The 21,025-nt window shown below is 48.0% G+C and carries 14 protein-coding genes; 13 read left to right on the top strand and 1 reads right to left on the bottom strand.

Annotated elements, in window-relative coordinates; genetic code table 11:
* Positions 1 to 27 precede the first annotated feature (27 nt).
* The 11 genes from ACO0K4_RS11420 to ACO0K4_RS11470 all read left to right on the top strand — a co-directional run bounded on the left by ACO0K4_RS11420 (position 28) and on the right by ACO0K4_RS11470 (position 17,690).
* Positions 28 to 2,532: a beta-galactosidase gene (locus ACO0K4_RS11420; protein WP_422956748.1), complete on the top strand. Its 2,505-nt coding sequence runs from the start codon at positions 28 to 30 to the stop codon at positions 2,530 to 2,532.
* Positions 2,533 to 2,695: 163 nt separating this feature from the next.
* The gene (locus ACO0K4_RS11425; protein WP_422956749.1) at positions 2,696 to 5,377 is read left to right on the top strand and encodes a TonB-dependent receptor; all 2,682 of its coding nucleotides are present in this window, start codon (positions 2,696 to 2,698) and stop codon (positions 5,375 to 5,377) included.
* On the top strand, positions 5,377 to 6,378 hold the full coding sequence (locus ACO0K4_RS11430) for an SMP-30/gluconolactonase/LRE family protein (RefSeq protein ID WP_422956750.1): 1,002 nt from the start codon (positions 5,377 to 5,379) through the stop codon (positions 6,376 to 6,378). Before ACO0K4_RS11425 ends, ACO0K4_RS11430 begins: the two co-directional genes overlap by 1 nt.
* 83 nt (positions 6,379 to 6,461) lie before the next feature.
* A complete protein-coding gene (locus tag ACO0K4_RS11435) occupies positions 6,462 to 7,388 on the top strand; it encodes an arabinose ABC transporter substrate-binding protein (RefSeq protein WP_422956956.1) in 927 nt (308 codons plus the stop codon).
* 13 nt (positions 7,389 to 7,401) lie between these two features.
* Positions 7,402 to 8,907, top strand: coding sequence for an L-arabinose ABC transporter ATP-binding protein AraG (araG, locus tag ACO0K4_RS11440; RefSeq protein WP_422956751.1), 1,506 nt, complete (start codon positions 7,402 to 7,404; stop codon positions 8,905 to 8,907).
* Between the two features lie 53 nt (positions 8,908 to 8,960).
* Entirely contained in the window at positions 8,961 to 9,947 is a 987-nt protein-coding gene (gene araH / locus ACO0K4_RS11445; protein WP_422956957.1) for an L-arabinose ABC transporter permease AraH, read from the top strand.
* Between the two features lie 70 nt (positions 9,948 to 10,017).
* Positions 10,018 to 11,661 (top strand): glycosyl hydrolase 53 family protein, encoded by a 1,644-nt coding sequence (locus ACO0K4_RS11450; RefSeq protein WP_422956752.1) that lies wholly within the window; start codon positions 10,018 to 10,020, stop codon positions 11,659 to 11,661.
* 82 nt (positions 11,662 to 11,743) lie between these two features.
* Positions 11,744 to 12,517 (top strand): SDR family oxidoreductase, encoded by a 774-nt coding sequence (locus tag ACO0K4_RS11455; RefSeq protein WP_422956753.1) that lies wholly within the window; start codon positions 11,744 to 11,746, stop codon positions 12,515 to 12,517.
* 38 nt (positions 12,518 to 12,555) lie between these two features.
* Positions 12,556 to 13,500: a LysR substrate-binding domain-containing protein gene (locus ACO0K4_RS11460; RefSeq protein ID WP_422956754.1), complete on the top strand. Its 945-nt coding sequence runs from the start codon at positions 12,556 to 12,558 to the stop codon at positions 13,498 to 13,500.
* Between the two features lie 397 nt (positions 13,501 to 13,897).
* On the top strand, positions 13,898 to 16,504 hold the full coding sequence (locus tag ACO0K4_RS11465) for a TonB-dependent receptor (protein ID WP_422956755.1): 2,607 nt from the start codon (positions 13,898 to 13,900) through the stop codon (positions 16,502 to 16,504).
* Positions 16,505 to 16,694: 190 nt separating this feature from the next.
* Positions 16,695 to 17,690 (top strand): glycoside hydrolase family 53 protein, encoded by a 996-nt coding sequence (locus tag ACO0K4_RS11470; protein WP_422956756.1) that lies wholly within the window; start codon positions 16,695 to 16,697, stop codon positions 17,688 to 17,690.
* A gap of 448 nt (positions 17,691 to 18,138) precedes the next feature.
* On the opposite strand, the gene ACO0K4_RS11475 is transcribed toward ACO0K4_RS11470, so the two are convergent.
* Entirely contained in the window at positions 18,139 to 19,203 is a 1,065-nt protein-coding gene (locus ACO0K4_RS11475) for a substrate-binding domain-containing protein (RefSeq protein ID WP_422956757.1), read from the bottom strand.
* A 205-nt stretch (positions 19,204 to 19,408) separates the two neighbouring features.
* Between ACO0K4_RS11475 and ACO0K4_RS11480 the strand changes: the two genes are divergently transcribed.
* Positions 19,409 to 19,594: a hypothetical protein gene (locus tag ACO0K4_RS11480; protein WP_422956758.1), complete on the top strand. Its 186-nt coding sequence runs from the start codon at positions 19,409 to 19,411 to the stop codon at positions 19,592 to 19,594.
* 13 nt (positions 19,595 to 19,607) lie between these two features.
* On the top strand, positions 19,608 to 21,008 hold the full coding sequence (locus ACO0K4_RS11485) for an aspartate aminotransferase family protein (RefSeq protein ID WP_422956759.1): 1,401 nt from the start codon (positions 19,608 to 19,610) through the stop codon (positions 21,006 to 21,008).
* The last annotated feature ends 17 nt before the right edge of the window (positions 21,009 to 21,025 follow it).

Here is a 21,025-nt window from a genome sequence, read left to right on the forward strand (position 1 = left end):
AAAAACTTAAAAATAGTCGGAGACAAAATGCAAAAATATTTCCCGCATCATCAGCTTGCTCAGGTTAAACAACTCACGCTAGCAATCTTGCTGACCTGCTCCTTTAGCATGCAGGTCAGCGCCGTCACCTTATTGACGGTAGATGCCAGTACGCCGGTACGAATGCCACTGACCGGATATTTACGCATGGGCACTGCCGTAGCACCGGACGGGCAAACGATCGGCATTAATAACCAGTACCTGACACGCAATGGTCAGCCCTGGCTTCCGGTTATGGGGGAGTTCCATTATTCACGTAGCCCGGCCAGTCATTGGGAGGCCGAACTGCGAAAAATGAAATCAGCCGGAATCGATATCGTGGCCAGCTATGTCATCTGGAATCATCATGAAGAGCTCGAAGGAAAGTTTAATTGGAGCGGTAACCGTGATTTGCATCGGTTTATCGAACTATGTACCAAGCTGGGATTAAAAGTGGTGGTGCGCGTAGGCCCATGGGCGCATGCCGAGGCGCGTTTTGGCGGTATACCGGACTGGGTCGTCAATGCCATGCCTACCCGCAGCAATGATCCGCAATACTTACATTATGTCGAGCGGCTGTATCAGCAGATTGGCAAGCAATTGAAAGGCCAGCTTTGGAAGCAGGGTGGCAGCGTTATTGGAATTCAATTAGAGAATGAATACAACCTGAATAATCCTGGCGAGGGATCTGCCCACATACTGAAACTCAAGCAACTCGCATTGCAAGTTGGTATGGATGTGCCTTTGTACACGGTTACCGGATGGGATGGTACGGTTTATCCCTCCGGCGAAGTGACACCAGTTTTTGGTGGTTACCCTGACGAACCGTGGGGTGTCAGCACTGTCGAGTTGCCGCCAAAAGAAACCTATGCATTCCGTTTCGACAGCAGAGTCAGTGGCGATCTTGGCGCACAGACAGCGGCCTCAGCTCCTGGCACGGCAGAAACCGATATGGCATTCACACCATTTCTGGGCGCTGAATATGGTGCCGGTTTGCCCGCTATGTATCGTCGCAGAACACTGGTGACACCGGATGATATTGCATCAATGTTACCGGTGCAACTTGGTTCCGGCGTTAACTTACTCGGTTATTACATGTTCCATGGTGGGCGTAATCCCGTTGGAAAAACAACGCTGGAAGAAAGTACGCTTAATGGCGGTTATAACGATACGCCGATGATTAGTTACGACTTTAATGCACCTCTTGGTCCTGATGGCCAGCAGCGGCCTGTACTTGCCAGGTTAAGACCCTATCATTATTTTTTACAAGATTTCGGCACTCGTCTGGCACCCATGAGCGTCCGTAAACCCGAGCTGACGGCGACGTCGGCGACAGATTTAACGACGCCACGTTTTTCAGTGCGCAGCGTCGGTGACAGCGGGTTTCTATTTTTTAATAACTATGTGCGGCAATACGATATGGCTGTGCAAAATAGCCTGCAATTTTCTGTTAAATTGCCGCATCAGGCAGTCGTTTTTCCTCAAAGCCCTGTTGACATTCGTAATGGCAGCTATTTTATCTGGCCGATTAATTTTGATTTAGACGGTACGTCACTGACATATGCGACGGCACAACCAGTAGCACGCCTGGATCACGGTAAAGACGGCGTGCTATATGTCTTCGCTGCAGAAAAAGATATTCCTGTTGAATTTGCTTTTGATGCTCATGTCGCGCCTTACGTGAGTGCGGCAAACTCACAGGCCAGTATAAAAGACGGACATCTGTTGCTTGACCATATTGTCCCCGGTACCAAAGCCGCCTTCACATTGCGCGCTCCCGGGAACAAGCCTGTTACGGTCTTGGTTTTGTCTCCTGATCAGATACAACATATGAGTATTGGAAATGTCGCTGGTCAGCGTCGTATTCTGCTGAGTGAGCAAGACGTATATTTTACTGACGATGGTCTGCAATTAAGTGCGCAAGGAAATCCTGATTTTCGATTTAGCATCTATCCGGCCTTACAACGTACACCAAGTGCAAAGCAAAAAATCAAAGTGACCGCACCGGATGGGATATTTCAGAGGTTCGAATCATCAGCTACCTCCAGTCCAGCACAGAAAAAATTAACAAGTATTACCCCTGTAGTGACTGTCTTACGTGAGGCACAGCCCATGCCACCGGTTGTGATTGGTGGCTTGGCGAAAGCAGCGATGCAGCCTATTCCAGAAAATTTTCGCTACGCAGCAGGATGGAAAATTGATCTCCCAAAAGAGCAATTGCGCGATATCGATGATGCCTTGCTCGAGATAGATTTTATTGGTGATATCGGTCGTTTGTTTGATGGCACACAGATGCTTGACGATTGGTATTACAACGGCCAGCGTTGGCAATATAGCCTCAAATCTACTGCCAGAAGAGATCTGTCGCTCACTCTCACTGTGTTGCCGCTCCGTGCTGATGCGCCGGTCTATTTGCCAAAAGAGCATCGAATTAACTTTCAAGGAGCCGCACAGGTTGCAGCTTTACGACAAGTCCGTGTGGTTCCGGTCTATTACCTGCATGTCAAACCATGATGGCTGGTGACGATGAACCTGAGTGAGCTATATCAATTTATGATAGCTCCCATCAAACAAAGCATTAGTCCGGAATAGCATGAACCTATAACTTGAACGCATAAAACGACCATATCAAAGAGCATGGCGTTACAAGTGAATCAAAATCAATAAGGAGACAGGAATGAGCCAGGAAAATTTTTCAGACGTAGTCGTCATGATGACGCGTAAATCACAATATCGTTTTTCGCTGAAACGTACCGCAACAAGTTTGGCCGTCAGTTCTTTATTTTGTGCCCCGGTGTTTGCACAAGAGACGCCAGTACAGACAGATACGGTCGTTGTCACAGGTATTAAAGCTAGCTTAAGTAAAGCACAGAACATTAAAAGAAATGCCGAACAAATTGTCGATGCCATCGTTGCCGACGATATCGGGAAATTACCAGACTCGAATGTAGCCGAAGCATTGCAGCGTATTACTGGTGTTCAGATTTCACGTAATCGCGGTGAGGGTGATCGTGTGCAAATTCGCGGTCTATCCCAAACACAAACACTGTTCAATGGGCGCTCTATCTTTACTGCGGGTAAGGAAAGAGGGTTGTCCTTTCAAGATGTGCCTGCAGAATTGCTCGCGGGCGCTGATGTTTATAAAACGCCGACTGCCGATCAGGTCGAGGGTGGCATCGGCGGTGTGATTGATTTGCGTACCCGCAGACCTTTCGATTTTTCCGGATACAAGGTTGCGGCAACGCTGAAAGCCACTGAAGCTGATTTTGCCAAAAAAGATAATATCGAAGGTTCCGTGTTGCTCAGCAATCGCTGGAATACCGATATCGGTGAATTTGGTGCTTTGCTGAGTGTATCAAAACAAAAACGTAACTATCGCTCCGACACGCAAGAGCTGGGGGCTCCAGCGCAATTGGCCGATGGTTCCGGCATTTATGCACCTACGGGATCATGGACTGCATACGAACTCGGTTCGCGCGATCGTACAGGTGTGAGTGCGACACTTCAGTACCGTCCATCAAAGGAGTTTGAGTTTTATCTGGATACGGCTTACACCGAGCTGAAGACAAAAACCGATACCTATGGCTTCTTCGCCTCTCCGTTCTGGGCGAATTACAACGCGAGTACAAACTCTGGGCAGTTGTGGCCTAAAGGAGCAGTGACGGCACCAAACAATCTGTTTCAAAGCGGTACGTTCTGGGGTGCCAGTATGAGTACATCCGGCTATATTGGCGACAACGAAACGACTACCTCACAACTTGCCTTAGGGGGAAGCTGGAAATCTGGTAATTGGAAAATCAAGTCAGAGTTAAGCCACACGAATAGCGATTTTTCCCGTTTATATCAAGAAGTCCGGCTGGGGACATGGACCAACAATCCCGCCTTCACCTTTGACCTCGGAACTGCTACGCCATCCGCCTATCCCGTCCTGGGCAATGCCAGCGATCTGACGACGCCGTCCCAATATTGGGCCGATAAAGGGCTTTATTTCCGTCAAAAGAACGATGGACACGAGACTGTGTGGCGTCTCGATGCTGAAAAAGGAATCGACACAGCGTTCATAACCCGTTTGCGCGGAGGGCTCCGTTTGTCGGATCGTACTGCTGCCAGTGCCGAAATCAATACGATCAATGATATTTTTAGTAGTTCAGCAACGGGTGCTGTTGCCGGGGCCTCAACCGGACTGGCAACACAGATCGGCGTTATTCCCTATAACAATCTCCTGTCCGGTGCGGGTGCCGGGGTATTCCCGAAACAATGGTTGTCAGTGATGAATCTTGACTGGCTACGCGATCCGGCAACATCGCGTGCGGCATTGGGCTTAAGCGTTCCCGGTTTCGATGCGGCACAGACTTTCGATTACAGCGAAAAAACACGTGCGGCATATGGTGTCGCCGATTTTGAATCGAATTTCCTGGGAAAAAACCTCACAGGAAATCTGGGCCTGCGTCTTGTCAATACGCGTAGCCAGCGCTCATACAATCAGGTTTCCGGTAGCGTGGTGACAGCACAAACCAAGAGCCGTGATGAAAACGATCTCTTGCCTAGCTTGAATGTACGTATGGATCTGAGCGACAAGTTAGTCGCAAGGATTGCTGCATCCAAGGTGGTAACACGACCGAATTTCGATCAGCTAACGCCTAGCCTGAGCCTGAATGCGAATGATAAAACCGGCTATATTGGTAATCCCGACCTGGGCACCTTGTCTGCGAATCAGTTTGATACCTCCCTCGAGTATTACATTAGCGATAGCGACCATGTATACGGCGCTGCTTTCTATAAAAAAGTGGATGGTTTTATTCAAACCAGCATGCAGTCACTGGTCTACGGCGGCTCCACTTACAACGTCAACACGCCACGTAATGGCGACAATGGCCAGATTCAAGGGATGGAACTGGGTTATCAGGGCTTCTTTACGCATCTGCCGGGGGTATTTAAAGGACTGGGTTTGCAGGCGAACTACACTTTGGTTGAGAGTTCTGCACCAGGGCCATTGGGTGGGCAGAAAACGCAATTAGAAGGGTTGTCTAAAAACAGTTATAACCTTATTGGTATGTATGATGATCAAAAGTTATCCTTGCGCCTTGCGTATAACTATCGCGACAACTATATCGCCGGCACGCAAAATTATTACACCTCCAATGGTGCCAAGATAGCCCAGACTCCCGTCTATATGAAGGCTTACGGCATGCTGGATGCGTATATCAGTTATGCGATTTCTAAAAACCTGAAGCTAGCATTCGAAGCAAATAATCTGACAAAAACAGTACGTCGCAGCTACTACAGTATCGATAATATGCCGCGCGGTGTGTATGTAGATGATCGTCGTTTTGCGCTTAGCCTGCATCTGGATATGTGATGCCAGTCGCTGCTAATTCATACCAAAATGAGCTGCCGGACATGCAACTGGCTGTTGCACAGAGCGCGATACTGGGCGAGGGTTTGCTGTGGAGTACAGTACGCAATAGCTGGTGGTGGACTGACATCGAGGCTGCTACATTGCATGCATGGCCGGCAGGCGGAGGCCCGGTAACAAGCTATCGGCTGCCTGATCGGGTCGGATCCTTTGCGCATTGTCGCTCAGGTCGCTTACTACTTGGATTGGCGAAGCGTTTGTGTTTTGCCAGTGTGCCTGAGCAGAGCGAGACGACGGAGGTGTCAGTGTCATCACATCTGCCAGTGCAGGCACTGGTTGCCGTTGATCCACTTGAGTCTCGTACACGTATTAACGATGGACGTACCGACAGACGAGGTTACTTTGTTTTTGGAACCATTAACGAAGCACCGGAGAAGCGTCCTATTGCAAGTTTCTATCAGTATTCCGTACAACATGGTGTGCGTCGTCTTGCATTACCGGCAGTAGCGATCGCCAATAGCATCTGCTTTAGTCTTGATGGTAAGACGATGTATTTCACGGATACTTTAACCCGTTGCATCCAGCAATGTGACTACGATGCCGAGTCGGCACGGGTATCACGGATCCGTCTTTTTGCCGAGGTAAGAGATACAAAAGCCTACCCTGATGGCTCTGTCGTTGACCGTAACGGATGTTTGTGGAATGCCCAGTGGGGCGCTGGTAGCGTAGTGCAGTATGCGCCGACTGGTGAACTGCTAAAGACCTTGACCCTCCCTGCTAAAAATCCTACTTGTCCCGCTTTTGGTGGCCTGCATGGTGATCAGTTGATGGTTACCAGTTCACGCAAGGATATGAATGCTGAAGAAACGATTCGTATGCCGCTGGCGGGCAGCTTGTTCAGCGTACGCATGGACGACTGCATCGCTGTTCCGGATACCTTATTCGATGATGACGACGCAATCTCACATCAAATTTTACAAAATACAAAGAAGAGACAATCATGAAAACAACATTGATATCTGCAACCGCATCCCGCTTATCCATCCTCCTGCTTAGTACGTTTGTATGTAGCGCTGGCCTTACTCAAATGGCCGCTGCTGCGGATCCGGTCAAGATTGGTTTTCTGGTTAAGCAAGCTGAAGAACCATGGTTTCAGGATGAGTGGCGTTTTGCTGAGCAGGCTGCGAAGGAAAAAGGGTTTTCTTTAGTGAAAATCGGCATCCCGAACGGTGAGAAAATGATTGCCGCCATCGATAATCTGGCCGCTCAAAAGGCGCAAGGATTTGTAATTTGCGCACCTGATGTCAAATTAGGTATTGCCGTCGAAAGAGCGACTAAACGCATCGGATTAAAAGCCATGTCGGTCGATGATCAACTCGTCGATGGAAATGGTAAACCGATTGCATCCATTCCTCATATGGGAATTTCTGCATATGAAATTGGTAAACAAGTAGGACAGGGATTGCTGGGTGAGATGAAACTGCGTGGCTGGGCAGCTTCTGATGTTGGTGCTTTGCGCCTCGCCTTCGATCAGTTACCTACTGCGCGCGAACGTACTCAGGGGGCAGTCGATGCGTTAAAGGCAGGAGGGTTTCCTGTCACAAATATCGTTGACGCTGCGCAGTCCAAGACGGATACAGAAAGTGCCTTTAATGCTGCGAATATTGCTTTTACTAAAAATACCCACTTCAAGCACTGGCTCGTATTCGGTATGAATGATGAAGCCGTGCTCGGCTCGATTCGTGCTGCCGAAGGCCGTGGTTTTACGAGTGATAAATTAATTGGGATCGGTATAGGCGGCAGTAAAACCGCTCAAAACGAATTCTCCAAACCAAAACTCACTGGCTTTTACGGAACAGTATTGATCAGTCCAAAGCGTCATGGATATGAGACCGCAATCAATATGTATCAATGGATCGCGGAAAATAAACCGCCTGCACCGATAACCTTAACGACCGGCACTTTGATGACACGTCTGAATCAGGCAGAAGTTCGCGCGCAGTTTGGCCTTTGAGGTGGTGGAAGTGATGTCTTCATATCTTCAGTTTGATCAGGTTTCAAAAAACTTCCCGGGGGTCAAGGCACTTAAAAGCGTGAGCTTTGAGGCGCAGGCCGGAACTGTGCACGGATTGCTGGGTGAAAATGGCGCAGGAAAATCCACACTCCTGAAAATCCTCGGAGGGCAATACCGCCCCGACGGTGGTCGTTTGCTTATCGCTGGCAAGGAGTGCCGTTTCAATTCTGCTGCAGATGCTATCTCTGCCGGTATAGCGGTAATTCATCAAGAGTTGCAATATGTGCCTGAGCTTACGGTGGCAGAAAACGTCTTGCTTGGTCGCTTGCCACAAAAATTTGGATTGGTCGATAAACGCAAAGCCCGGCATCTGGTAGCAGAACGCCTGGCAGCTATTGGTGTCGATCTGGATCCCGATGCCCGGCTGGCAGATTTGTCTATCGCTCAGCGTCAAATGGTCGAAATCTGTAAAGCTGTCCTGCAAGATGCTCAGGTCATTGCTTTTGATGAGCCGACAAGCAGTTTATCGCACCGTGAAAGTGAAATTTTGTTCCGCTTGATCCGGGATTTACGTGAGGCAGGTCGCGTCATTATTTATATTTCTCACCGGCTCGAAGAGTTATATGCCCTGTGTGACGCATGCACCATTTTTAGAGACGGACGAAAAATAGTGACACACAAAGTGATGAATGATGTGCCGAAAGAGATGCTGATCAGCGATATGGTTGGTCGGGAACTAGACGACATCTATGACTACCGTACTCGTGCACTGAGTGAAGAACGCCTTGTGGTGAAAGGGCTGGCAGGGGAGAAGTTACCCGTCGGCCAGGAATTTAGTATGCGCGGTGGTGAGGTCCTCGGTTTTTTTGGGCTGGTGGGCGCAGGGCGTAGCGAGATGATGCGATTGCTATACGGCGCAGATAAACGCAGTCCTGAGTCGTCTGTCAGATTGGATGGTATAGAAGTATCCAGAGCCGGGCCTGCTGCCGCAATTGACGCTGGCATCGTTCTATGCCCAGAGGATCGTAAAGAGCAGGGGATTCTGGCACAAGCATCGGTAGCAGAAAATATTAATATCAGTTGTCGCCGTAATGGATTACTAGGCGGTTTATTTATCCGTAACCAACGAGAAGCTGCTCTCGCTGATCAGTTTATTCAGCGACTGAAAATAAAAACACCAAACAGAGAACAGGAAATCAGATTGCTGTCAGGAGGTAATCAGCAAAAAGTTATTCTGGCTCGATGGCTGGCAGAACCTGATTTAAAAGTGCTGATACTCGATGAGCCGACTCGCGGTATTGATGTCGGTGCGAAGAATGAAATCTATCGCATCATCAGAGAGGTTGCTGAACGAGGATGCTGTGTCATCGTTGTGTCGAGTGAGTTGCCCGAAGTTCTTGGCATCGCTGATCGCGTCATCGTCATGCGAGAAGGACGCATTAGCGGACAACTGGAGCGGGCACAAGCGACCGAGGCCGCTGTGCTGAGTTTAGCGCTCCCTGATATGCAACTAACATAATTTACGATAGGTACAAGCTTATGACTTCTCTTAGTTCACCCCATACAGATGAGATGACGACCAATAATTCTCATCCTGTTCAGCCCGAGACCCAGACTATGCAAGATAAAAAACGTTGGTTAATTCAACAAAGTATGCCGATTGCTTACGCAATCCTATTTTGCTTATTGTCTATCACGGTAGAGAATTTTTTCTCTTCTGCGAATATTGTAGGACTCATGTTGTCCGTTGCCCAGATCGGTATGGTTGCCTGCACGATGATGATGTGCCTGGCATCCAGAGACTTTGATTTATCCGTTGGTTCTACAATTGCTTTTTCGGGTGTACTTGGTGCAATCATTCTGGAGCATACCCAGAGCATTACTCTGGCAATCGGTGGCGGCTTATTGGCTGGTGCGGTTATCGGTGCTGGTAACGGATTTCTGATCGCTTATCTGCGGGTTAATGCCCTAATCGCGACACTGGCGACGATGTTAATGGTGCGGGGACTTGCCTTTATTGTTTCTAAAGGTCAGGCAGTTGGTATCTCCAACGAAAATTTTATTAGTCTTGGCGACGCACGTCTGCTTGGCATTCCTGTTCCGGTTTTGGTCGTTGCTGCTTGTTTTATTGTGTTTGGTATTTTATTAAATAACACCGTCTTTGGTCGTAACACGCTGGCAATCGGCGGCAACCCAGAGGCGGCGCGTCTGGCGGGGGTGAGGGTTGAACGTTTACGAGTATGGATTTTTTTATTACAAGGATTGGTTACTGCGTTTGCAGGTTTGATTCTGGCATCGAGAATGACGAGCGGACAGCCAAATTCTGCACAAGGTTTTGAATTAGATGTAATTTCTGCCTGCGTATTGGGTGGTGTCTCCTTACAAGGTGGTAAAGCAAGAATTTTTGGCGTCCTGATCGGCGTTTTAATTATGGGAACCGTTGAGAACGTCATGAACTTGATGGACGTAGATGCGTTTTATCAATATCTGATGCGTGGCCTGATTTTATTGGTAGCGGTTTTATTAGACCAGCTCAAAACGCGAGGAGCACGTGCTTAATCTGTACCTGCATTGGCATATATGTCGGCGCGCACATCGGGACATGTTGAGGGACTTAGTAAGACGTCTCGTGGCAGGGACTATCGCTTGTTTCTTAACGTTATTTCTTGCGCCGGCGGCACTAGCCTTTGAATCCGGCGATGCTGCTCAACAACCTGCGAAACAAAATGCAGAACATCAGCATGTGAATGGCTGGTTTGACCAGGGTGATGCTGGTGTGTCGAATATAGCGCAAGTCAATGTCGATGTGAGTGCCGTACTGCGGCATAGCGCCAGTCACTCTTATCGCGTGACAAGCTATCAGCAACTGGAGGGCTTACGGCCTGGCTACTATACGCTTCGCGCAAAGGCGAAGAGTAGTGGCGGACAATCCTCATGTTTTGTTTTTGCTCAAATGAACGGTTTTACTCAAGCGCGCACCAGCCTGCCTGCTGCCAACGATTTTCGGGAGATTGTTATTCCGGGCATTCCTGCGCTGGACGGTAAGCTTGTTATTGGCATTCATTCTCATGCTCATGCCGGAGAATGGGCAGAGCTGGATCAGATTCAACTTAGCCGCGATGACGTAGCGAAGCCATTTTTAACAGGTGGTGATGTATCGGCATTAACGCTGATGGAGAAGCATGGTGCTCAGTACACTGACCGCTATGGGCAGCAAAAAGATGCTCTAAAAATCCTTCAAGAAAACGGAAATTCTATCGTTCGCCTGAGACTGTATGAATCTCCTGGCAGAGGCAAGGGCGCAGATGGATATTACTGGCCTGAAGGGTCAATGGACTTGCCTGACTTGCTCAGCATGGCTAGGCGTGCTGCTGGATTGGGAATGCAGATACAACTGACATTTCATTACAGCGACTTCTGGACGAATTCAACAACCCAGGCCTTACCTTCTCAATGGAAGTCTATATTGCAGACTTTGCCAGATGAAGCAGCAAAGATGAAGCGTCTGCGAGAACTGGTATATGAGCGAACGCGAGAGGTCATGCTGGCGCTGCAAGCTCAGGGCACGCCGCCACAATTTGTATCCCTTGGCAATGAGGTTGAGTCAGGCATGCTATATCCCTACGGCGAAGCAAGCGACAATAATTGGCCTCGTCTGGCCAGTCTGTTTCAGGCTGGCTATACTGCGGTGAAATCCGTGACACCGGCGAGCCAGGTAGTAATTCACCTAGATGACGCAGGCAATTTCGACAAGTACTTCCATTACTTTGACCGTGCAAAAGCACTCGGCGTGCAGTGGGATGTGATCGGCGTGTCTTACTATCCGTTTTGGACAAAAAAAACGATTTCTGACATTGTCGAATTCAGCAATGTCGTGACGGCAAGATACAACAAAGATCTATTGGTGATGGAAACGGGTTTTAACTGGAATCCTACTTTGCCTAATGGAAAACTGGGGCAGCTCAGTGATAACGGACCTTACCCGACCACGATGAGTTCGCCATCGGGTCAACGCTTATTTATCAATGAATTGTTCAATGGATTGAAGCTCGCCAAAGAGAGTCGTGTGATTGGCGTTTTGTACTGGGACCCAATTTTTATTGCGACACCCGGTATCGGATGGGCATTACGTGAAAGCGATGATGCAGCAGATATCAATGTCGTATCGAATACTACTTTATTTGATTTTTCGGGGCATGCCCTACCGGTGCTGGATGTCTGGCGTGACCATGCTGCTTCGGTGCAAAAGGCGAATCCGGATAAGTCAAAGTAAATCAAAATAAGTCAAAGAGTGCGACGATTGAGCACACATTGCCAGAATTAAAAAAACTAACATTATCCATCAGAGATCCACAATGACATTAAGATTACAAGACAAGGTCGCAATCGTGACGGGCTCTACTTTAGGTATCGGCGCAGCGGTAGCCCGTTTGTTTGTCAGGCACGGTGCCAAAGTAGTGTTAAATAGCCACCTCGATGATGATGCCGCTGCTAGCATACGACAAGAACTGGGCGATGCGCAGACCCTCTTTGTGCAAGCAGATGTGGCGGACCCTGCTGCAATGACATATGTGGCAGAACAAGCGATGGCGAGGTTCGGGAGGATTGACGTCTTGGTGAACAATGCGGGTATGAATGTATTTTCGGATCCGCTAGAAATGACGCAAGAGCAATGGCAGCGCTGCTTTGCAGTCGATCTGGATGGTGCCTGGAACGCCACGCGTGCAGTTTTGCCCGCGATGTTGGAGCAGGGCGCCGGTAGCGTGGTGAATATCGCGTCAGTTCATGGACATAAGATTATTCCCGGCTGCTTCCCGTATCCTGTGGCAAAACATGCATTGATCGGATTAACCCGCTCTTTGGGGATTGAGTACGCAGCCCGAGGCATACGGGTGAATTCGATTTCTCCTGGTCTGATCATGACGGAGGCAATTCGGCAGTGGCTGGACAATTGTCCCGATCCTGATGCAGAAAGACAACGCCAGGAAGCTATATTGCCATGTCGCCGTATCGGCGAACCTGAGGAAGTCGCCTATACTGCACTCTTTCTCGCTAGCGATGAGGCACGTTTTATCAATGCCACGGATATCCTGATTGATGGCGGACGTTCGCAGCTCTATCACGATTAATTCATCACTAATTTCACGACAAATTTTCTTCCCGCAAAATGAACGATCCTGGTTCTGACCGATTTGTACGCACCCATCTGAAAACGCGACAACTGGTGTTGCTGGTCGAATTAGGACGGCACGGATCGATCTTGCATGCGGCGCAAGCAGCACACCTGACGCAGCCTGCCGCATCCAAACTGCTGTCGGAACTAGAATATGCGCTGGGTGTGCAGCTATTTGAGCGACTAGCCCGTGGCATTGCGCCAACCTGGTATGGCGAAATCATGATACGCCGTGCCGGTGCTGCGTTAGCGGAAATGGACGCTGCCCATCAGGAGGTAATGGAATTACTCTCCGGCTTAAGCGGGCGGGTTGCAATTGGTTCTGTGATGACGCCTTCAACGGGTCTCGTGCCTGAGGCCGTGACCTTGCTTAAGTCGCGGCATAAACGTTTGCATGTTTCTATCAGTGTCGATACCAGCAAGCTTTTGATACAACGTTTGCGAGCAGGGGAATTAGACTTGGTCGTCGGCCGGATTCTTGATACGGAATCCGCAGCAGAATTGACATTTGAGCCTTTAACCGATGAGCCGCATAGCTTGATCGTGCGCGCCCGGCATCCGCTTCTGCAACGGCGCGATCTTGCACTGGATGACCTCGCGCGTGAGGCATGGATATTGCCACCCGGCGGAAGTATTTTGCGAGACCGCCTGACTGCTTTATTCTTATCGCATGGGCTAGACCAGCCAGCTGAGACCGTCGAGACATTGGCCCTCCCGGTTATCACCAGTCTGCTGCTCGCTAGTGACATGATGGTCGCACTACCTGAGCAATTAGTACAAACTTACCTGGATTCTGGCTTGCTAGCCGTCTTGCCATACGAACTTGGCTTACGCATGGATCTTTACGGTATTGTTACACGAAAACAACACCGACTCTCTCCCGGTGCTCAAGCCATGCTGGATACGCTGCGTGAAGTTGCAGTAAAAAATAATTCCTGAAATTAATTCTCAACGGTGTTTTAGCTATGTCATGACCGGCTGTCTTTTTGCCAGCTCTGTTTGCGTCAGTTGAACACATCTCTCCCTCTCAACGTATATTCAACGTATATCAATTCTGCATACTGTTTCGCAAATAAAGTATTAGATTGCTTTACGTCTGCGCCATACGATCAATCCACGCTCATCAAAAAGAGCGAATCAACATTTCAATCTGAACAAAATTGAAGAAGATGAGCTGCATGTGAAATGTACTTCATTGATTACCTAGGTATCCATCATCTTCGGTTTTGAAAAAAGTGATTGAAATGGGCTGCTCAATTACGCACTTAGTGACTCATTCAGTTACTAACTCGGTGAATAAGTGAATGAGCGGTATTCATAAAAAATCGGAGACCATATGCAACAGAAAAAACTCAGCTGGCTGATTAAAGCCATGTTCATTCTACCTGGCGCCAGCACAACTGTATGGGCACAAGACGGTGCCTCTACAGCGTCTGCAAGCGAACCTTTAGTTGTTACCGTAACGGGAATCCGCGCCTCAGTACGTAATGCACTTGCAACCAAAGAAGCGGCGAATAATATGATCGAAAGTATCGCTTCTGAAGATATCGGCAAATTACCGGACACAACGATTGCGGAATCGCTCGCACGCTTGCCAGGGCTGTCATCTGGCCTGGATCGCGGTAATGCGAGTCAAATTATTGCCCGAGGTCTTGGACCCCGGTTTATCGGTGCAACTTTGAATGGACGTGAGCTAGCATCTTCAGAACCGAACCGGGCCGTACGTTTTGAACAATTTCCGTCCGAATCCCTAAGCGGTGCAACCATTCATAAAACCCAATCAGCAGAATTGGTAGAGGGGGGTGTTGCAACCAGTATCGATTTGTTGACGGTGGAACCATTGAAATTCAAAGGACGTCAGGTGTCTCTAAAGGCTGACGCCCTTTACTATCCGATAGCGAATCAGATTCAAGGCGCTAGCAATGCTGCACCCAGAGTCGGAGGTATTTATATCGATCAGTTCAATAACAATACGCTTGGTGTAGCAATGGCGTTCAGTTATCAGGATCAGCCTTCGATACAAAAAAATGTCCGGCACTGGGGCTTTAACGAAGATCACTCTGCGGATCTGAACGGCGATGGCAAGGTCGATAAAACTCCATGGGGTTTTCAGGACGAAGTCCGGCGTGGCAAGGACCAGCGTTCCAGCGCACTTGGTAAGGTGGAGTGGAAAGCGAGTACCGATGCCTTCATTACTGGCGACATTTATTACGCAAAATCCGCGATCAACGAACGCGGACAACAACATTGGAGTGGCGACGTCGGGAACTGGGATGGCTGGCAAAAAGCCAATTACAGTAATCTGGATATTCGTAACGGCTATGTTGTCGGAGCCTCAGTGAATAATGTCGGATTGACGACAAATGACTTTGTCTGGGTACAAGACACTAGCAATCTTGCCGGCGGGCTAAATGGAAAATTCAATCTCGCTGATTGGAAATTAGAGGCAGATCTGTCAACCTCAAGAGCGCAGCGGAGTAGTCAATGGCGCGACTTGCGTCAATTCGCCAAATCCAATGCAACCGTTAGCTGGTCGTTTACCGGTAACGAAAATCAAACTTACTCATACGGGCAAGATACCGGAAATCCTGCGAATTTCGGCGCACCAACGATGTACGTCGATACGGACGGACATTTAAAGGATGAACTCAACGCCATACATCTGACCGGGTCCAGAGCCATTGACTTAGGTGCGGTTAATAAAGTGAAGTTTGGTGCGCGCTTTACTGATCGTGAAAAGAGCTATTCCCAGACTACCTGGAATGTCTCGCCGACCGCTACCTTGCCTGACTCAGCTTACGAGACTGTGCGCGTTAGTGGGATGGCACCGTACATTGCATTGAAAGATTTTTATGCTTCTGCGTACAGTATTTTTGGGGCGAATGTGTTCGATGCGACTGGCCGTCCACAAAGCCAAAACGATCTCCTGTCCGGATGGAAGGTCAAGGAGCGTAGCAGCTCAGTGTACGCACAGGCAGATCTCGATGGCGCAATGCTGGGAACCACTTATCGTGGCAATGCCGGTGTGCGTGTTGTGCATACCAGTCAGACCGGCGCTGGCATGGAGTCTGTCAACGGTGCGACACCATCCCCGGTAACAGGTGGCACGTCCTATACCGAGGTTTTACCTAGTCTGAATTTGATTTTTGCGATGGATGATAAGCAAGAAAAACAAATTCGTTTTGGCATGGCTCGCGCAATGTCGCGTGCCCCCTTAGATGAAATGCGTGCTTCCCGCAATTTGAACGTGGACTCCAATCCAGCGCAACCATTGACGGGTAGTGCTGGCAATCCTGAGCTAAAACCGATGCTGGCTGATCAGGTTGATCTGGCATATCAATGGTATTTCGGTAAAGGTGCATTATTATCGGCCGGTGCGTTTTATAAAAAAATTAGTCGCTATATCGGCATTACACAAGATAAAACAACGATCAATGGCCGCGCTGCATTAATTACCCGTTCAGTCAATGGCAAGGGTGGGGATGTCAATGGTGTAGAGCTGGTATATCAGCAGGCATTCACAGGATTGCCTGCACCTTTTGATGGCCTCGGTGTCGCCAGTAACTACACCTACACGACCAGTGATATTAAAGAAAATATGCCGGCAGCCAATCCATTTTCGGTTGAGGGTTTGATGAAGCATAACGGTGGTATCGCTTTCTGGTACGAAAAAGCTGGATATGAGGCACGTATCTCCGCCAACTACCACAGTGCTTTTGTCCGTAATCCTACCTGGACTGCAGGACAGTTAATACTAAACGGTGCCGAAACCTATGTAACCTTGAACCTGGCAAAGCAGTTGACATCGCAATTGCAAATCAGATTTGGTGTCGACAATCTGACAAATCAAAAAGTGGTCTACACCAGCGCTAACAATCCTTATCAGCAAGAAGTATCAGAGTTTGGCCGCCGCTTCAATCTTGGCGTGTCTTATAAGATGTAGTGAAAAAAAGGGAGCGATAAATATCGTTCCCTTTTTTTAAATCTCTACCTAAATAACGATGGTCTGAGCCGAAGGGCGGCACTTTGGCTATCGTTCATGTCGTGCTGCCGCCAATAGCCTGTGCAAAACAGGTGCTTTATTAAAAAATATAGAAAAACTATAGATCAACATTCCATCCAAAGGAGACAACATGCGTATCAAAACAATTTTTCAGCGTTATATTACCATCGCCGTTTTCGGCATAATATTTCCGCTGAGCGGGCAAGCTGCCAGCTTCGCAAACGGTGCAGATATAAGCTGGGTTAATCAGCAAGAGGCGAGTGGCTATGTGTTCCGCGATAGCAGCGGGAATGCGACAGATCCATTCGTATTGCTCAAAAATATTGGAATCAACGCGATACGCTTACGTGTCTGGGTCAATCCCTCAGGCGGCTGGTCAAATGCCGCAGACACCTTGTATAAAGCCAAGCGCGCAGCGGCACAAGGTCAACGTATTATGATTGATTTTCATTACAGCGATACTTGGGCGGATCCCGGTCATCAAGCCAAACCCGCAGCCTGGTCTAGCCACACACTGGCTCAGCTTAATACGGACGTGTACGCACATACCCATGACGTCCTTAACTACTTAAAGAGCAATGGCATCAATGTTGAATGGGTACAGGTCGGCAATGAAATCAATTCAGGTATGTTATTTCCCGAAGGAAGTACCTCTAATTTTACGCAATTGAGTACATTGATTAATAACGGATATAACGCAGTGAAAGCAGTATATCCAAGCGCCTTAGTCGTGCTACACCTGGCAAACGGCTACGACGACGCGGTATTCCGGTGGTTTTTTGATGGTGTAAAAAGTAAGGGGGCTAAATGGGATGTCATTGGCATGTCACATTACCCGCCGGTATCTGGTTGGGCAAGCTACAACACAAAAATTGCAGCGACTATGTCAGATATGGTGTCTCGATACGGCAAGCCAGTGATGGTATGTGAGGTAGGCATGGACTGGCAGCAAGCTGCAACAACAAAAAGTATGCTGAGCGACCTGATCACAAAAACCAAAGCACTAGGCTCAAACGGTCTGGGCGTGTTCTACTGGGAACCTGACGCCTATCCGGGATGGCAGGGTTACACACTAGGTGCAGTGAACGCATCCGGGCAATTCACCAAAGCACTTGATCCGTTTTAGTCGTCTTGTGATCTGGCGCAAAAATTGTTTTTGCGCCAGATATTATTTAAGGAAGTCTAAGCAGTTTTTTTACATCCTTCCTGATATTTAATTCGGAAACTACCCTGTAGTGGGAGGCATTGCGTTAGGCAACCTCTTGAAATTCAATGAGTTAAATATTAAACCTCAGTTTTTCCGTTGCGCATTTATGATGGAGTTCACCATTGCTCCTCAATCGCAAAGTTGCGCGACACTTTTACCTAACTACGCATTCCTTTCAAACAGGTGTTGTGGCTGTTGCTTTTGAGCTCGCACGAATCACGACGGCTGGCTCAAGATCAGCACTTACCCGCTGACAGTATCTCGAACGGTCTTGCGTGTCTGGCATTCTTTGTATATGAATTAATTTAGGTGTATTCAGTATCGCCATATCAATATTTCTTGAGTGGCGGTATCTGTGCAAGTACATTTACAAATCAAAATCTACAAATAAGATTTTGCCGTTGCTGGACTGCACGTTACGTATAGTTTTCACAGCCTTGGATTGAAGCAAAACGGGGAGAGGAACCAATCCCGATTGTTCGATGGTATCGTCGCCCTTATTGAAGGTCCAAAAAAGGAATCGCAGTATCAAAGACGTCCTTTCATCATCCATAGATTTCCTTGGTATTGTGATGTAAATTGGCAGCAGGATAGGCCAGTTGTTCCCAAAATCCACGGCATCTAAATAATTTGCTTCATGCTCATTTTCTATCGTGCGCGAACTGACTACACCTTGACGCAGAAATCCTACATCGGCCTTGACTACGGAGCCGCTCGCATGTCTTAGTCTGATAAATTTCAGATGTTTCATATTGCCTACATCCATCTCCACATAAGTTATTGCGCCAGGGATTTTATTGATGGTAGTTTCTATGGCCTCGTCTTTGGTTAATAGTTGAACTCCTGTCCACCATGCTGGTAATTCGCCGGCACCTGTGGTTTTTGCAAAGCGTTGGGATTTTTGCGCCAGATACCTGGTCATTGCCAAAGTGGCGCCTGAGGGTTCAGAGCGGGCATAAGGTTTGATTTTGAGGGGAGGTAGCGAGATGTGTGGATTCAGGGCTTTGATAGCATCATGATTCCATGTACTTATTTCGCCTGAAAAAATTGCCGCCAGCACTGGCCCATCAAGTATCAACTTGTCAGTATCAATGCCAGGGATATTAATCACGGGAACAATTGCCGTCACCATGGAGGGAAATTGTATCAGCTTGCGTGCTTCCAGGTCACTACGCGACAAAGCAAGATCTGAGACCGAAAAATCAATGGTCGTAATGGCTGATTTTCTGGAAAGATTGCCGGTATTTTTGTCGACGTAAGTCATTGAAAATTTCTTTTCGACCGTGCTGAAATCATCTCCCAGCATTTTGTAGACATATTGCAGATAGGGTAGACATGCCACGTTCAGTTTATTTGCCGTTTCACAAAATGCACTGTTGATAGTGACGCACAACGCAGTGGCAAGAATTATTTTCCTGTATAGATTTTTCATGCTCTCCTCGATTTTTTCTCTCTTTAGTTTCAAACTTTCTAGCGTTGACAAGGAACTAGCTGCTTTCAAAATAAGATAAGTTGTTAGTTTTGATTGATTATAGTAGAGTATTTAATCATTTGATTAAATTAAACGACTGATTTTATTTAAAATAAGTCGGTCGATTGAATTAATCTCTTGACTTATTATTTTCCAAATGACTATCATGACAAAAATCAGCGGAAAACAAAGCAGATTTCTGTTTCCCCTCTTGATGCCCGAAAGGAGTCTCTTCCTCAACGGCCATGTAGTGCAAGCATGGGGTGGCAACTGCAAGCTTTCGGCAGCATTTAATAATCAAATTAATAAAATAAATTATTTAAAAGAAATTATTTCTATCAATTTAAGATGAGAAGGATAAACAAATGAACGCTAACGACCATATCAAGACGCAACAATTGCAAAACGCCGATGCGGCCCGGCATTTACATCCGTTTGCCGACTACAGCAAAAAAAATGAGCAAACTTCACGCATCATCGTCAAGGGGGAGGGGATCTATGTATGGGATTCCGAAGGCAAGCGCTTTCTCGATGGTATGGCTGGTCTGTGGTGCACAAACGTAGGCTATGGACGCAAACGCATAGCTGATGCAGTGCATCAGCAAATGACACAGCTGTGCTTTTACAATACTTTCTTTCAGACCACGCACGTTCCTGCTATTGAACTGGCAGCGAAACTGGTTGACATTTCTCCAGACCATTTCAATCACGTATTTTTTACAGGCTCAGGTTCAGAAGGAAACGACACAGTTGTTCGTCTGGTTCGCCACTATTGGGAGAGAAAAGGACAAGCTCAGCGCCAGGTCATCATCAGCCGCCTGAATGCTTATCACGGCAGCACCATGGCTGGAGCTTCGCTCGGTGGCTGGCCAAGTATGCACAAACAGGGCGGATTGCCGCTACCTGGCATTGTGCATATAGGTCAGCCCTCGTATCTGGAAGGTGGTAAGGGGAAAACACCAGAAGAATTTGGTCTGGAGGCAGCCTCCTGGCTGGAGCAAAAGATTCTTGAACTGGGGGCAGAGAACGTCGCTGCATTTATAGGCGAGCCAGTACAAGGTGCCGGAGGAGTAATCGTTCCACCTTCGACGTATTGGCCAGAAATACAGCGCATCTGCGATAAATATGAAATCTTGTTGGTCGCTGATGAAGTGATCTGTGGTTTTGGCCGTATCGGCCATTGGTTTGGCTCACAACACTTTGGCATAAAACCGGATTTGATTACCTTTGCCAAGGGTGTGACATCAGGTTATATCCCTCTCGGCGGTGTGCTGGTTGGCGACCGTATTGCCACTACCTTGATAGAAAAAGGTGGCGAATTCAATCATGGCTTCACCTATTCCGGCCATCCAGTGGGCTGTGTCGCCGCCTTGGAGAACATACGCATACTTGAAGAAGAAGAATTGATTGATCAAGTGCGTTTGAATACCGGACCTTACCTGCAAAAGAAATTCCAGGCCCTGGCTGACCATCCACTGGTAGGCAATGCAGAAGGGATAGGCTTTTTGGGTGGCATGAACCTGGTGCGTCATAAAGGTGCCACCGTGCACGACAATATTCCATTTGATGCGTCGCAAAATGTAGGGATGATGTGCCGGCTCAATATGCTTGATGCCGGAGTAATCATGCGTCTAATGCCGGGAGATCGGTTATTGACGTCCCCTCCATTGACCATGACACATGCTGATATTGATGAAATGATCAGCATGATTACCTCGGCACTGGATAAAACATTCGATACGTTGAAGCAACAAAAAATGCTATAAACGTTCAATCCAGTTGA

The sequence above is a fragment of the Undibacterium sp. RuTC16W genome, assembly GCF_049339445.1.
Taxonomy (GTDB): Bacteria; Pseudomonadota; Gammaproteobacteria; order Burkholderiales; family Burkholderiaceae_D; genus Undibacterium.